A 16191-nucleotide genomic window follows, 5' to 3' on the forward strand; every position below is an offset into this window, starting at 1 on the left:
AAAGCGGCGAAAATAATTGCCCTCAAGATCTGTTTCATCGTATTCCGGAGTGCCTGGTTGCGCTCCAAACAATGTGTATAGCACTCGGGTATCATTTGGGCTTGATTGTTCCCATTGAGTAATGTTAGGATCTTCTTTGCGAATGGCGACAAAGGAATAGTTTGTTCTGGGGTTTTTTCCAGTAGCCAACCAGTATTTTTCATTAGCAGTTAAATTTGATGGATAAACATCATAAACATTGCTATCGTCCGGACCTGATCCTACAGACCAATACCAGGCGTGTCTGCTACCTTCAAAATCGGGAATTCTGGTTTTACAGCCTATGTACATGGGAGATAATCCGTGATCCATATCGGCATCGTAGCTATAGGCAAATTCGTAACCGGGGCCTTTCACGTAGCCACTTTTATCGTCACTTGCCACGCCTGAACCCCATGATTCGGGACCCACATCAGCATCAAAGTAATAGGAAAGAGCCAAATCTTCGATGCTGTCTTGCTGGTTGGTATTGTATATCGTGCATTTCTGCGCCAGAAGGTAATAATGGTTTTGTACTGGCCAGCTATAGGTTTCCTGGTGTATAGCCACACCTAAAGGGTGATGTGTGCTGGAGCCAGCAGAGGCACCATAATCTCGATCACCCGGAGTGCCAAAGGGACAATAATCATAAGAATAGGCACTGTGAGTAAGGCATCCAGGCGTATCGAACGAAATTTCCTGAGGGATAGTAAAGCAGAAAGTCTCGCTATTGAATGGGTCAAATGGCAGCGGAGATGGTATTCCATAATTGCTTTCCAATACTATGTCGTTTTGGCTATAATAGTCAAAATTCGGCACAGAAGATGCAAGTGGGTTATATGCTGGTAATTGTTCCATTATTTCCAAATCTCCATCATATGCTACGGAAGTAAGAGTATCTATCACCGCAGGCAAACTTGAGTTCCACTCTTCATGATCTTCGGATATATAGTCATATTCATCATGAGGTGGGTAATGGCGCCAGTATAACAAGCGACCGAATTCATCTCTTCGTACTTTCTTTCCTGATATCCAGGTTCCGGATTTAAATATGAGTTTACTGTGTGGTAAATACACCAAATCTTCTATTGTGCCATAGTTACTTAAATTAAACTTAAACTGACCGTTGTTCACTTGTTTCAGATCCATTCCGCGATTAGCTGAATTTTCTACACTTGATAAGGCAAAAGACAGTGTAACCGAAAGTAAGATTATCATAAAGAATAAGCGTTTCATCAATTCCTCCCCATAGCATAGCTTCCGCTCAACATTTCTGAAATTATCTGTTGTAGAGCTAAGGCTGCCGCGTCTTGTTGCATATATGAAAGCGGGAAACCTAAAACTGCCACATTCGCTCCTTCATAACAGTGTTTATAGCCTAAGTACTTTGACGAATAGATATCATATTGCTCCTGAGTGGGAGGGAATGCAGGATAATCTGTTGGCTTCACTCCGCAGGCATAGAGCCAATTCAAATTGAGGGATGGATCGAACATCATAATTCCAGAAAACCCTTCCCTCATTGAAACAATTGGATTGAACGCATTTTCTATATTAAGCGGGATATCGGAGTAGTTTTGTTGTCCAATAGCGTTTATAAAGTAAGGATTTACGGCCACTGAAGCTGCCATTTCGCTTAATCCGATATCATCATAAACACCCAGTTTGGGCAATAAGATATTGTTGATTCCCCACCATTCGCAATAACTAAACAGCCTACCAAAGCTTTCTCTCAGCCTGTTTGTGCCACTAATAATAAGATTTCCCGCATTCGATAAATACACATCGAGAGCCTCCGCATGATGATCCAGGCTCAGAGAATGCATAGGATTATCAGCATGGACAAGAACCGTTTTATAGCCAATCAACTGACTGGGGGAAAGAGATTGGTCTATATCTATTTCATCTACCTGCCCATAAAGGCTGGGAGTAATCTGCTGGTAAAACTCATCAACAATGAGTTCCGGAGAGAATCCACTATGATTTGTGTCGGTATCCACAATAAGAATTCCTTCTCTTTCTTGCGGCGATTTATACGGCACCAGATTGATATTAAGAAGTACCACTTCGCTCAATTCTCCTTGAAGGTCTTCTACCATAAGTTCGATGCTGTGCATGCCGTCACTGAGGTTTTCTAATACGCAATAGCGGCTGAGGTCGTTAAGGTTTTCGATTCTGAGCCAGGCAAGTCCATCTGTACGATAAATCACATGAGGATTGTAGAATTGCGGAGAAATTGGGAAGTAACTGCCGTCCAAGCGCAGCCAAAAGGCACTGATTTGGCTGCTGTAGTTTATTTGGTTCTCATCCAATACCATGTTTATCTCTGTGTCGGATATAGGGTTGTCAGTCACATATCCGTCTAAGAAGCCATATTGACCATGGTAACCCCAGCGGAGATGTAGTTTAAAATCATCTGAGTTTATCGCCTCATAATTGTTGTTTATTTGCCACAATTCGCGCGGGTGTTTATCAGCACTGCCCGATATTGGGATATATGAAACCAGCAGATTATCAAAACCGTAGTGATAAGTACCAAAACCGGCAAGTGTTTGCGGATAGATCATTCCAACGGGGCGGTGACCGCCACTTGCCCTAAAAATGAAGGAACTGGGTTCAGATTGAATAACTCCGATGCGGCTTACCACATAGTATTGAAACTCGGTTAAAGTGTTTGCTTCATTAGCAGTTAATGCCGGCTCACTTTGGGAATTTAAAACAATCTTATGGATGTCTGGGCAATTTATAGAATTGTACCAATTACCTTGTGCAATTACTTCAAGATTCTCGTTCAAAGTATTCAAGCGATACATAAAGTGATGGGCATAGTTTCCATCCACATAGATATCGCCAATCAATTCGCGTACGATGAATTCAATTCCCATCGAGTATTCTGCGTTAGGATTAGTCGGGCTTTCTAAATAGCTGCCAAAAAGCCTGTTGCTCTTAAAAGGAGAACTTAGCTCTTCAATCTGCCCAGTAGGATGTTTTACTTTTACTGAAATCTGGGTTATCAGGTTTTGGATTATTCCGTCTTGAGTGCCAAATTCAAAATCAAGACTATTATTGGTAGTCCAGATCTCTGTGCCATCAAAGCGTAGCCATCCCTCCGAATCGGTTTCATATTCGTTGGGGCACTCCTTATAAAAGGTTAGCTTATAAGCAAAGCTCAAATTAGATGTGTCTCCTCCCTCTATCCTAATATTCTGCTTATAAATGTAATCATTGCCACCTTGCTCGATTTTGAAGTCATCAAAAAGAAGGTGAGGACTATTTACAGAATAGGGACTGAGAGGGTCTTTGGTCGAACACGAAAAGATAAAAAATAACAGCAATACTGCACAAGTTGTTCTTAGCCTATGCATGATTCCTCCAGTAGATTTAATCTTAGTTATAAGAATTAGGAAATATTGATGCATGTCAAGCGCTAATTCAATACTTTATAAGTAGAAAACATGGTGAGATACCCAAACCCCAATCTCAAGAAAACTAAGATCTAACTGCTATATGTTGTTAATTATGAGATTAGCGTAATCTCGCGCAGTTTTAAGCTGTGTAAATAATTCCACAATAGCCCCCAAAAATAATGGTAAAGACCTTTGAATAATCGGGGTATGGAGTGAAGCCCCATACTACAAGGGTGGTGGGTGAGCATAGCTACGATCAGAAAAAGCTTACCAAACCGATATCTCGCACCAAAAAATCTGCCATATATGGATGTGTAACGGTCTCTAGTAGTCTTGCCGGGTCATTTATGCAAAGCAAAACATAAAAAAAGGCCCCTCATAAAAAAGAGGAGCCAGGATGTTTAGGGAGTGCTTTTTGGTAAAAAAACTAAAATCCGAACCAAGGACCTATAGTAACAGTCATGCCTTGGAAGGGGGTATCGGGAGATCCGCTAACTTCAAAGGATTCTCCGGCTAAACCTCGCACACGCCAATCTTTGGTGAGAGAATAGCCATAAGTGTAGCCAACTTCGGCACGAAGACCCATCCAGGAGAGTACACGATACATGATCTCGGCTCGGGGCTGAACGTTCAGATAGCCTTTCCGCAAAAGAAAGTGTGTGTTGTTGGAATCGGTAATTGTGTCCGGAAGATCTGCCCAATCGTAATTTGCGTCTGTATTAATAAACTCCATTTCGTGGTAAGAACCACCAACCATTAAACCTACGCTGCCAATTAAGTTTTTGACGATGGGAAAGCGTTTGTCCAGAGTAACGCCGCCCAGCATGTTCTCGTATCTCATGTAGATCTGATAGTCGCTCATGCCATCTCGTTTGTTTTGGGTCTTTTTAGTGTCTTCAAACCAAGTGATTTGTCCACCAAGAAAATAGCCTTTGCCAATGGAAAATTTGCCACCTAAGCCTTGTTGTAACAAGCCATCATCACGGAACTTGTTGAAACCTAAAGAATCATGCGCTACGATCTTGTTGATATCGTCCATTTCCAGGTCTACCCACATGGGAATCCAAGTTCCACCGCCATAGCCAACACTTATTTTCTTCTTTCCAGGCAGGTTAGGCGAAGTTACTTCAGAAACCTCTTTAATGCGGCTGCCCAAGGTCATATCCATAGATTCCGGTTTGCCTGCACGAAAATAGGCCACAGAGATTTGATCACCGGCACGCAGTGACTTGCGAATCTTCTCAAACCCTGCAAAATTGGTAACATCCTGTCCGTTAATTTGGGTAATGATATCATCCTCGCGCAAGCGGTGATGCCAGGCAGGAGAATCTTGTACCACACCGGTAACAAGCACTCCAATAGTGCCTTCATATTTTAATTCTTGCGCCTTGGGGAAAGTGAGGTCTTCCAGATATAGTCCAAAGTATGCGGCATCGGGTGCTTCCTGTTCGCTGTTCATTGTGATGGACATCTGTGGGTTTATGTCGTCCAAACCCTTTAGTTGCATAATATAGCGCTTACTTTCAATTACTTCCTTTTCTTCTTCAACTTCTTGCGCACTCAGTGAGAGTGCAGAGAGTAGCACTAGTAAGCCAAACGTAATTATCTTCTTCATAATGTTCTCCTTATCTAAAACACAGAGTAATCTTTAGCAAAGTATAATGCAAAAGCCGTGCCAAACCGAAACGCTTCCAGAACCGTATGTAAGACAGTAAGTTGCTTATATGCATCAAAGTAAATAAAGGCGCAGGTATATCAGATTGATATAAACTCATATCACTATGATAAGTACTCTATGTGGCAAGCAGGGGAACTTATCTATTAACAAAGTTGTTATAGCATATACGAAAACAATATGTCTCGGAATAATAATTGCATCTTATTGTGCTATAAATCCGTTTGTAAGGAACTTGCATTATGAAGAAAAGCTTGCTGATTCTAATCCTACTCTGTGCTTTGGCTTTACTTGGCGCTGAGACCAAGTATTTGGCGATAATCCCATTTAGCGCAGCCAGTAATAACAGGCACAAAATACAGAATCTTGCCCAAGAAAGCGCAATAATATACTATTACAACGATCAGTATGCCATTGTTGCATTCGATAAAGAGCAAGAAACCAATTATGAACATATAGTTTATCCCAATGCCAGGGAGAACTTGTATCTTATTCAGAGCTGCGACACAGTAACTATTGGTAGCTTGGAATCATTGGGCAGAACTCACATTTTGCCTGGCGGTGATATCCTTTTTATCTCATCTATTGGTGCTGTGCAGTTACGTTCTTACACAATGGATTCTTTTATCAATCTACGTGAGCATCCTCTTGAAATCCCCAAAATGCGATTTAGCCCCAATTCCATGCATGAAACCAGGCAAGATTTAGTTCAACTAAGCTCGATGGTATCGGCGGATAGCATCCAATTCTTTATTCAGGCATTACAGGATATGCAAACCCGTTATGCTCTTGCGGATAATCGTTATGCTGTGGCGAGTTGGATTCGAGATACTTTCCAACGGTTTGGAATACAGAATGCGCATTTGGAAGAATTCACTTGGAACGAAACTCAGCAATACAATGTGGTGGCTACTATCGAAGGCTCAGTCTATCCCGATCAATATGTTGTAGTGGGTGGTCATCACGATTCGATCACATACGCAGATCCGATGAATTTTGCTCCCGGTGCAGATGATAACGCCTCTGGAGCTGTAGCAGCCATCGAAACCGCCCGAGTATTGATGACAGCAGGATATCAGCCCAAGTGCAGCATCCGCTTTGTTACTTATGCAGCCGAAGAATTTGGCTTGCATGGATCTCATTATAATGCTCAGAGCAGTCTGGAATCGGGAGATGATATTCGTTTGATGATCAATCACGACATGATCGCAAACGATCCCAACAATTTGGATCTGGTACGTTTGATGCCTTATGACGGATGCCTGGAACAAAGTGAATATGCAAGTTTATTAGTGGCAGAGTACAGTTCTCTAACGGCAACATACGGAAGCCTAAATAGCCACAGCAGCGATAGTTATTCCTATTGGAGCCGTGGATATCCTGTAATCTATTTCTTTGAGCAGGAATTTAGCCCCGTTTATCATAGCGATCAAGATATTATTGATTTTATAGATCCAGTCTATTGTGCAGAAGTAATTAAAGCATCTATAGCTAGCTCAGTAAGTTTTGCAAATATGCCGGCATCAGTCACAGATTTGGCAATTCACGATAACGGCGATGGCTCTTCGCTGTTGATCTCGTGGCAAATCCCCCAAGATCCTGAAATCGACCATGTTTTAGTATTTATCGGCACTGATGATCCGGAACAAAGTGAAGCGATTGCAGTATACGATGCCAACAGCTACCTCGCGACTGAGCTGCAGGAAGCTCAAACATATAACATCGCGATATGTACTGTAGATGCCTTGGGAAATCAGAGTTACCGCGAATATGGCTCCGGAATTCCCTACAGTGTTCCGCTGGCGCCCAGTTCTTTTTCTTCCACTCCGATACGCTATGCCGTCAAACTTGAATGGAGCCCTAATAGAGAAATTGACTTGGCAGGCTATAGACTATACCGTGCTACAGATGCGGGAGCAAATTTTGCTTGGCTTACAGAGCAACTACTTACCGATACGTCTTTTATCGATACAGATGTTTTCGGAGCACCCGAACAGTTTTATTATTATAAGGTTAGAGCTTATGATACCGATGGTAATGGAGGACCATTTAGCAATTTGTCAGTTTCGCGACCGGTGACTCTAGATCATGGAATTCTTATTGTTGATGAAACTAGCGGTGGCAGTGGTGCCAATATCTTTGTTCCCACAAATGCAGATGTGGATGAGTACTATTCTTCTGTGCTCCAAAACTTCAACACCAGCTCTGTCGATTTGGAAGAAATCAGCAGAGATCTGCGATTATACGACCTTTGCATTTATTCTTCAATAGTTTGGCATGCAGCCGACATTTCCGAATCATTGATTCCCGAAGAGACTATTGCGGCACTTGAGGAATTCATATCCTTGGGCGGGAAGTTCCTATATAATGGATATTTTCCCTCAATGGCGTTCGAATCTAACAACGGCTATCCCTCAGATTTTGCTGATGATGATCTAATCAACAGAGTATTTGGTATCTCCGGTGTGGATTACTCGGTACAAGCCAGAATGAATATTGCTAATGCCGAGGCCTTGGATTTGCCGGATCTCCCCTTGGCAGATTATGCCGGTATTCCTGCTTTTAATAACCATATTCTTCGTATTGAAGGACTTTCTGCCGCACCCGGGGCGGAAATTCTATACAGTTATGGATCAGATTACGCCAATGATGAGACCGCCGGGGTTTTGAACGGCAGTGCAGTAGCCATCCACCATCAATATCTTCTAGGTAAAAGCCTGGTCTTAAGTTTCCCCTTGTATCTAATGGCAGCGCAAAATGTTGAGGACATGCTTTACGAATTGCTGCATGTGCGTTGGGCGGAGCCTGTTAGTGTGGATGATCTTCATAGCCCAACGATAGGAAGCCTTAGTATCTATGGTGTGTATCCCAATCCCTTCAAAGAAAGTACTTTAATACAGGTGAAGGGACTAAGCTCTGCTTTGGCTTCGAAACTCAAAATCTACAATCTGCGCGGTCAGTTAGTGCGTTCTTTAGAAATGCCAAAAGCGGGAGAATTTGCTTGGGATGGCTGTGATAGCAATGGCATAAGCGTTGGCAGCGGTATCTATTTTGCCCGTGTGTCTCAGAATGGAAATCAGGCACAACGCAAGCTAATCCGGATCAAATAGCAAACCGAATAAAGATTTTCGCTTTACTAACAAACCTTTTGGGCTTCTTCCGGAACATGTCCAAACAGTATCAATGCCCGTAGAATAATTGGGGCATGGGGCGAATCCCTCTAAACCACGAGGGGGGAGGATGGGTATTGCTACGATCAGAAAAAAGCCCAACAAACAGATATCTCGTGCATAAAAAATCTACTATATATATTGATGTGCAACGGTTTCTATCATGGGTGAGTTTCGTGTGTTTACAAAGCCGGGGAAGTGATTCAATTAGTCAATGTTATCAGGAAGAACCGTTTTACGGATACACCTTCATAAACCTTGCGCAAAGGGAAGGGATGCTATCTAAAAGCGATTTACTGGAGCCACAAAAAAACGCGAATCCAATAATTGGATCCGCGTTCTACTTAGCGATATGCCATCTTATATAAACAGATTCAAATTACTCTTTTCGGCTTCTTCCAAATAGCTGGCTACTCCGCCGATTGTTACTCCATCGATTAGTTCACTTGCTTGAACACCCATGATGTCCATACTCATCTGGCAAGCGATCATCTGTACTCCGGTGCGTTTTGCCTGCATAATCATCATCTCCAGGCTGTCTACATTCTTATCTTTCATGCGCTTGCGCATCATCAAGGGACCCATGCCGGCAAAATTGATTTTTGATAAACCCAGACTGCTTGCGCCTTTGGGCATCATCATGCCAAAGATCTTGCCCATGGTGTCTTTATCTCTTTTAGGTGCTCCGGGTTTTTTGATTACATTCAATCCCCAGAAAGTGAAGAACATTGTAACTTTTTTGCCTGTAGAGGCTGCTCCGTTGGCAATTACAAATGATGCTAGAGCGCGGTCCAGATCATCACTGAACACAATGATAGTCTTGTTTTTACCTCTGTTGTTTCCACTTTCGAAGGACTGTCCTCCGCCTTTTTGCACCATTGCCACGATCTTTTTTCCCTCTATATTTACGCTTAAAAGCTTATTCTCGGTCATATTGCACCAAGCAGGAACATCTTTGGCAAAACCCGGATCACTGGCAGTGATCTTGAGGATATCGCCATCACTTAAGCGATCGATCTCATTTTTCAGGCGCATAATGGGTCCCGGGCATTGTAAGCCGCTTGCATCCACTACCACAGATTTGCCTTCGGTATTTGACTGTGTATGTTCTTTGCCCTGATAGATATGGTCATCTTTGCCAATGTATTCTCCGCTGAAGATATCTTCATTGCTCTGTTTCTGAGTCGCGTGTTCGTATGTGATGTATCCACCGCTAAGGTTAAGAACATCCTTAAATCCACTTTGCATCAGGATCCTGGCGGCAAAATAGGAACGCAATCCGGTACCACAGAAAACAATAGTTTTCTTGTCTTTAGAAATCTCGGATAGACGTTTGCGCATTTCGTCCACGGGGATGTTGATGCTGCCTTCAATGGTGCCCAGAGCGCTTTCTTCTTCTGTACGCACATCGATGAGGTTAATGTCTTTTAGATTTAGATCCCTGATCTTATCCCAATGTATTATTTTTACTAAACCTTTAACGATGTTTTCGGCTACCAATCCTGCCATATTGACGGGATCTTTGGCACTGGAAAAAGGTGGGGCATAGGCGTGTTCGATCTCTTGCATGTCATAGATAGTTTCGCCGTGTTTGAGAATGTGTGCCAGCATATCGGTGCGCTTGTCAACTCCGTCGAAGCCCACAATCTGTCCGCCGAGTAGTTTTCCGTTTTCGGGATTAAACACTATCTTAATCGTCAAGGGCAGAGCATCCGGATAGTAGCCTGCGTGGCTGCTTGCATGGATTATTGAGGATACATAGGGAATGTTGGATTTTTTTAATACTTTTTCGCTTACTCCGGTTGCACCTACGGTGAGATCAAAAACCTTGGCGATAGCGGTAGATATACTACCCTGATATTTACGAACATTGCCGTTTACAATGTTATCGGCTACCATACGACCTTGTTTGTTTGCGGGTCCCGCAAGATAGGTATGGCTTTCTTCACCGGTGATTGGATTGGGGAATACGATGGCATCGCCCAAAGCGTATATATCGGGATCACTGGTTTGCAAATATTCGTTTATCCTGATGCCTTTGTTATGTCCCAGTTCCAATCCGGCATCTTCGGCAAGTTTGCTATCCGGACGCACTCCGATGGATAAAATAACCAAATCCGTGGGCAAGCTACGTCCACTTTTCAGTCGAACCTGCAATCCACTTTTTTCGCGCACAAATGAATTAACTGCGTCTTTCAAGTAGAATTCCACATTCTTGGTCTTAAGGTGCTGATGTACGGCTGCTGCCATTTCATAATCCAGTGGCGTCATTACCTGCTCTGCCATCTCAACGATTGTAACCCTAATGCCCTTATCATGTAGATTTTCTGCCATTTCCAAGCCAATGAAACCGGCTCCAACAATCACAGCGTGTCTTACATCGTGCTTATCGATGTAATCCTTGATCTTATCTGTATCGGGAACGTTACGCAGAGTAAATATTACTTCATCTTGGATTCCTGGAATTGGCGGTCGCAATGGTTCAGCTCCCGGGGAAAGCACTAATTTGTCGTAACCCTCGCTATATTCACTACCATCCTTGCGTTGCACTGTTACAGTTTTGGCTTTACGGTCAATTGATACTACTTCTTGCTCGGTACGTACATCCACATTGAGTCTGGCGTTAAAGCTTTGCGGGGTTTGTACAAATAATCGATCCCGCTCAGATATTACGCCACCGATATAATAGGGAAGTCCGCAATTAGCATAGGATATATATTTCCCACGCTCGAACATGATAATATCAGCTTGTTCGTCAAGTCGTCTAAGACGGGCAGCAGTTGTGGCTCCACCGGCAACTCCACCTACGATAAGGTATTTTGGCATCGGGTATCCTCCTAAGGTTGATTATTATACTTCATAAAAAATATAATCCACCTTCAAAGGTTGGCAACTATCAAATAATGTTTCACGAAAATATTGAGGGATAACAAGTCTCACCACCTCATACTCCCATTGCATCAAGTTAACATTAAGCATGGATCAGCCAGAGATTCTCCCGTTGATTATAGAGAATAGCAACGCAAATCGGGCGTGAATTATTCTTTAAACAATAGGTAAGGGACGAGAATCATGAAGCTGCAATTGTGGGTAGACATGGATTTTGTCCGCTAGCAGCGGGCATCGAGGGTGGAGTATTTGAAAGAAGTCTGAAGCGTAGAAATATATCAAAATGAGTTGAAATAATTCCATGATTCAAGGAATTTCTTTCTAAATATTTGAAAAATAAGTTTTTATACTAATTAGACAGATGTCCTTAAACTGTGCTGATAGAAGTTATTAATATTCTATTCGGCAATTAGATAGCGCAGTTCATGTCAAACTTAGGTACTTGTATCTTCTTATCATTTTTGGGAGCGGAAAAAACATGATAGGAAAAAATTGCATAGGTAAAATTGTTGAATATTTTAGACATTTCCAAAATGCATAAAGCCTCACTAAAAAAGAACTTGACACAATTGCATGTATTCTGATATTTGTATTAAAATAGAATCCGAAATTCGCTTCTATCGGAGGCTAAAATACTTACACAGAGAGTGCTCCCCTGTTTAATGGGGATATTTTCGATTTTTTATGATAGATGAAGTTAACTAAAAGGAGTGCAATTATGAAAAAGCTTTTTTTCGTACTTGTTATTCTCATAAGCATTGTGCTTTTGAGAGGGCAGCCTATTGATGTTCGCAATATGACGGAGGAAGATTTTACTCCGGAGTTTTATGAGTATGTTAGGCAACAAAATACTAATACTAGGGGAGTGAGTTTTAACTTTCTTCCTCATCAAATTCCATATAATCTTCCAGATGATTTTCCGCCCTTAGAGTTTCACCAAGGACTGACCTGGGATAAAGATTTTGAACCCTACATTTCTAATTACAATGCTGGTGATCCGCTTTACATGTATTGGTCTCCCAATAGTGTATTTAATATATCCACAATTGAAGGAGAACCCAGTTCTTTGAGATTTGAGCCCGTCGATCCATTGTGGCATGGCAGTCAAGATGTGGCAATAACTATATCTGATGAAGAACTTGTTGAAGGATCCACAAATCAAAGTACATGGATATTTAATATTACTGTAGACAACGATCCAGAGGCACCGATATTTAATTTTCCCAATATTGATAACGACATTCCTTTGGGGTATCGATTCAACACAGATGAAGATGTTCCCCTAACGATCAACTTTGTAGGCTATATGACAGATACAGTTCGTTATATTAATTCAGTAGATAATATGTCTTATCCTACTGCTATTCAGCTGTATGTGACACGTCTTACCAGCGGAATGTCTTATTACCAGAGTGATAGTGGCAGTGGTTCTGGAGCAGGAATTGGTACAACTGTTACCTTCATTCCTCCCGAAAATGTTGTGGGAGATTATCAGGATTATATATTTTTGTTAACAGCGAAAGATAGAGTTTATAGCCAAACTGCAACCAGGACTATTAAAATACGTGTTAACCAAGTAAATGATCCCCCAGAGATATTAGAAGTGAAGGTAGATGGAGTTGATGTCCAAGACCTGATGGGTCCTTTCGACCAGGGCAATACCCATAACCTGGAAGTTATCGCTAACGATATTGATGGAGATATTCTATATTACAGTTGGGTATTGGAACGTGAAGGCTGGAGTTCTGAAATAAGCACAGATGCAAATTTCGATTATCTATTCAACGATCCGGGCAACTATCAGCTTACGCTTACGGTGAGAGACAGGCAAGATCTTGAAGATGAAGAGATCTTTGAAGTTAGCCGCAGCTGGGATTTTTCGGTTAGACAATCAGGACCGCAATTTACTCCTTTGGGTTCGGAAGGTCCTTTTACCGAACCTATCTATGTGAGTATATCAGCTCCTGAAAATGCAACCATCAAGTATAGTTTTAATGGTAACCATGAACCCTGGTTAGACTATACAGATCCTATTTACTTAGATCTAAGCGCAGATTATAGCGCTAAAACATATACAATTTGGGCATATTTCTATGATGAACTTGGCAATGAATCTGCTCATCAATATCAAGTTTACGTTTTAACCGGCAAGGTAGAGACTCCTCAATTCTCGCATTTGAGCGATAGATATATGCCAAATGTATTTGATCCGGTTGAAGGCAATGCTTTACGTGTAACCTTGAGCACTTTGCCCGAAGGGGCCTCAATTGAGTATTCCCTAAATAATGGCGATACTTGGCAAGACTATAGTTCGGGCATCGATATTCCCTCGCAAACAAAGGCAACAGTTATTGCCAGAGCTACAAAAACTGATTGGGCGCCCAGCGATGTTTCTGCTGAACATGTGTACATTGTGAACGATCAAGTAGGATTGGAACCTCTTGTAGTTTCCACTACTCCTCCACTGGAAGGGGGAAGTTATTGTGTGTGTTATGGCGATAGCGTTCAAATTGACTTTAGTAATTTCACTACCGCTCCTAACGATGCAATAATCCACTATTCTCTTGAACCGAAGGGTTTACCGGAAGCGGCACAGGAATTTACCTACGATCCAGCCTCAGGGGATCCCTTTACTGTGTATATCGATGCTTCAACCACAATCAGATGGTGGGCAGAATATACCGATCCATCACTGGATCCGGAGCTTGCAGTATGGTTCGATAGCGACGAACAGGCATTTGATTTCCCTGTCCAGAACAAAACCAAAATGACTTATTGGGAAAACGGCACAGTGTTCGATCCCGCTCCTAAAAGCTTACCGGATTATTATGACGCACCGATAAATATAGCTATTAATACTGAGGTTATACCCGCTGAGGGAACTGCCATCATTAGTTATCAATACAAAACAGACTTAATGGACAGTTTTAGTGATTGGATGGAATACACAGATCCTATTTACGCCGATAGGGATATCATTATTCGCACCAAAGCCTCTGCAATTGAGAATTATACAACTTTTGAAAGCGAAATTCATGAAGGCGTTTATACAATAACCGGCACCTTGCCCGTACCACTTGTATCTCACTCCAGCCCACCCGGTTCTAACATTGCATCTGCTATTGGTGGTCAATATACCTATGGGAATGATGTTCAACTAAGTCTTAGTATGCCTGTTGGAGACAGATGGCAGGATGCCACAATATATTACAGAATCGATAGTGATGATGGTTTTGTGGTTTATGACGACAGTACCCCCATAGAATTGAGTTTTGGACACTATCAATTACAGGCGTATGCCGCCAAAGATAATTGGATTAGTAGCCCTAATAGTGAAATAGGGGATTATTATGTTATGTTCCTTCCGCCTATAGAGATTATGGTAGACGGCAATCAGATGGATCCTGCGCAAAATCTTTCGGTGCACTATTCTCAGATAAGCGTGACGCTTTCAACGTACTCAGATGCCACTGTCCATTACACGCTTAATGGTAACGACCCTAATTCAGCTTCTTTTACCTATGTGCCAGGCACGCCGTTGTTAATTGGGGCAGACCCACTGATAGCACCACAAGACATAGTATTTAAGGCAATAGCCATAAAGGATGGCTGGGTGGATAGCGAGATGCTGGAAAAGACTTTCCGGTTTGTGCCCACTGTTCCGGCTCCGGTGTTCTCACCAAGCGACACAGACCACCCCGGCCCTATTATGGTAAGCATTATGGCTAATCCAGACTTTACTCCCTATGATATATACTATCTGGAAGATCCAAGTCCAGCGGATGTTCCCGGTCCGGATAACGGAGTATTATATGAAGGTCAGTTCGAAGTGGCCAGCTCTCGTGTGATTGCTGCCCGAGCCTATAAAGATGGATTTGAGCCATCTGTTGTGGTCTCTCAGGAGTACAATATTGCCAATACCATTGGCGAAATAGTGTTTACTCCACCAGCAGGAACGTACACATCGGCAACCGGAGTCACTTTGAGCACAGTCCCGGCTGAAGCAAATCTTTTCTTTAGTGTAAATAATGTTGATTGGTATCCTTACGAAGGACTAATCGCTATGGCAGCGGGTTATGTGCATACTATCTATGCTAAAGCAGAGCTCGCCGGCTCGGATACTCGGTATGGTCAAGCTAGCTATACTTTGCTGGATGCACCAATTATTACTCCCGTTCAAGATCAGTATGCCGCAGGCGAAAGTATTGATATCACCATCACTGCCCCCTTGGGCAATCTTTATTACAGTAAAAATGGTGGGGAATTTAAAGAAGGAATCAGCCCTATATCGTTACCAGATGAAACCAGTAATACTTCAATAGTTGCTTATGCCGAGAACGATAACGTTGAAACTGCCCACATCAGTCGCAACTATGTATTTAATCCTCAACTCAATCCTCCCGCAGCCAATGTTCTTCCTGGCACATACTACGAGCCTTTCAGCGTTGTGCTAAACCATCCTCAAAGTGTTGATATATTCTTCAGTAACAATGGTGTAGATTTCAACCTTTATGCTGGACAAGAAATTGATATAGAGAACAATCAAACGCTTTATGCCTATGCCACTAGATTGCATTATCCACAATCCATAACCAGAGAGTGGGACTATAAGCTAAAGGTTAGAGACCCACAGGCTTCACTGGCTTCCGGTGAATATGCTGGGGCGAGAGAGATTGCTTTTAGCGTGAATACTGATGGTGCGGAAATTATGTATAACACAACCGGAGCTGACGCTGCAGAGTGGATAGAGTTCGATGGAAATCCTATTGAAATAACGGACAATACCGATTTTTGGGTAAAAGGTACAAAGGACAATTGGGTACCTTCAAGCGTAATTCACTATTCTTATATTATTAATGGTACTGTGCAGGAAGTTGCGTTTAATCCGGTTGCCGGAGTTTATTATGAAGCTCTGGAAGTAGCGGCGATAGAACTCAGTACAGTTCCAGCAGATGCTCAGATTCTATACAGCCTGGATGGGTCTTCTCCTTCCATTGTCTATGCCGGTCCCATTGCTATTACAGCCAATACT

The 16191-nt window shown here is 42.4% G+C and carries 6 protein-coding genes; 2 read left to right on the forward strand and 4 right to left on the reverse strand.

The window, feature by feature from the left end; genetic code table 11:
* The 3 genes from LHW48_07085 to LHW48_07095 all read right to left on the reverse strand — a co-directional run.
* Positions 1-1254: hypothetical protein (locus LHW48_07085; protein ID MCB5260221.1), on the reverse strand; the 1254-nt coding region annotated here is incomplete at its 3' end.
* Positions 1254-3383 (reverse strand): hypothetical protein, encoded by a 2130-nt coding sequence (locus tag LHW48_07090; protein ID MCB5260222.1) that lies wholly within the window; start codon positions 3381-3383, stop codon positions 1254-1256. The genes LHW48_07085 and LHW48_07090, both read right to left, overlap by 1 nt.
* 469 nt (positions 3384-3852) lie before the next feature.
* The gene (locus LHW48_07095; GenBank protein ID MCB5260223.1) at positions 3853-5040 is read right to left on the reverse strand and encodes a PDZ domain-containing protein; all 1188 of its coding nucleotides are present in this window, start codon (positions 5038-5040) and stop codon (positions 3853-3855) included.
* A 302-nt stretch (positions 5041-5342) separates the two neighbouring features.
* Here LHW48_07095 and LHW48_07100 point away from each other — a divergent pair, with 302 nt between their 5' ends.
* Positions 5343-8210: a M20/M25/M40 family metallo-hydrolase gene (locus LHW48_07100; protein ID MCB5260224.1), complete on the forward strand. Its 2868-nt coding sequence runs from the start codon at positions 5343-5345 to the stop codon at positions 8208-8210.
* 420 nt (positions 8211-8630) lie between these two features.
* Here LHW48_07100 and LHW48_07105 read toward each other — a convergent pair whose 3' ends face one another.
* Positions 8631-11096: an FAD-dependent oxidoreductase gene (locus LHW48_07105; protein ID MCB5260225.1), complete on the reverse strand. Its 2466-nt coding sequence runs from the start codon at positions 11094-11096 to the stop codon at positions 8631-8633.
* Positions 11097-11877: 781 nt separating this feature from the next.
* Here LHW48_07105 and LHW48_07110 point away from each other — a divergent pair.
* Positions 11878-16191 (forward strand): chitobiase/beta-hexosaminidase C-terminal domain-containing protein (locus tag LHW48_07110; GenBank protein ID MCB5260226.1); only part of this gene is annotated, 4314 nt, incomplete at its 3' end.

It is taken from the genome of Candidatus Cloacimonadota bacterium (assembly GCA_020532355.1).
Taxonomy (GTDB): domain Bacteria; phylum Cloacimonadota; class Cloacimonadia; order Cloacimonadales; family Cloacimonadaceae; genus UBA5456.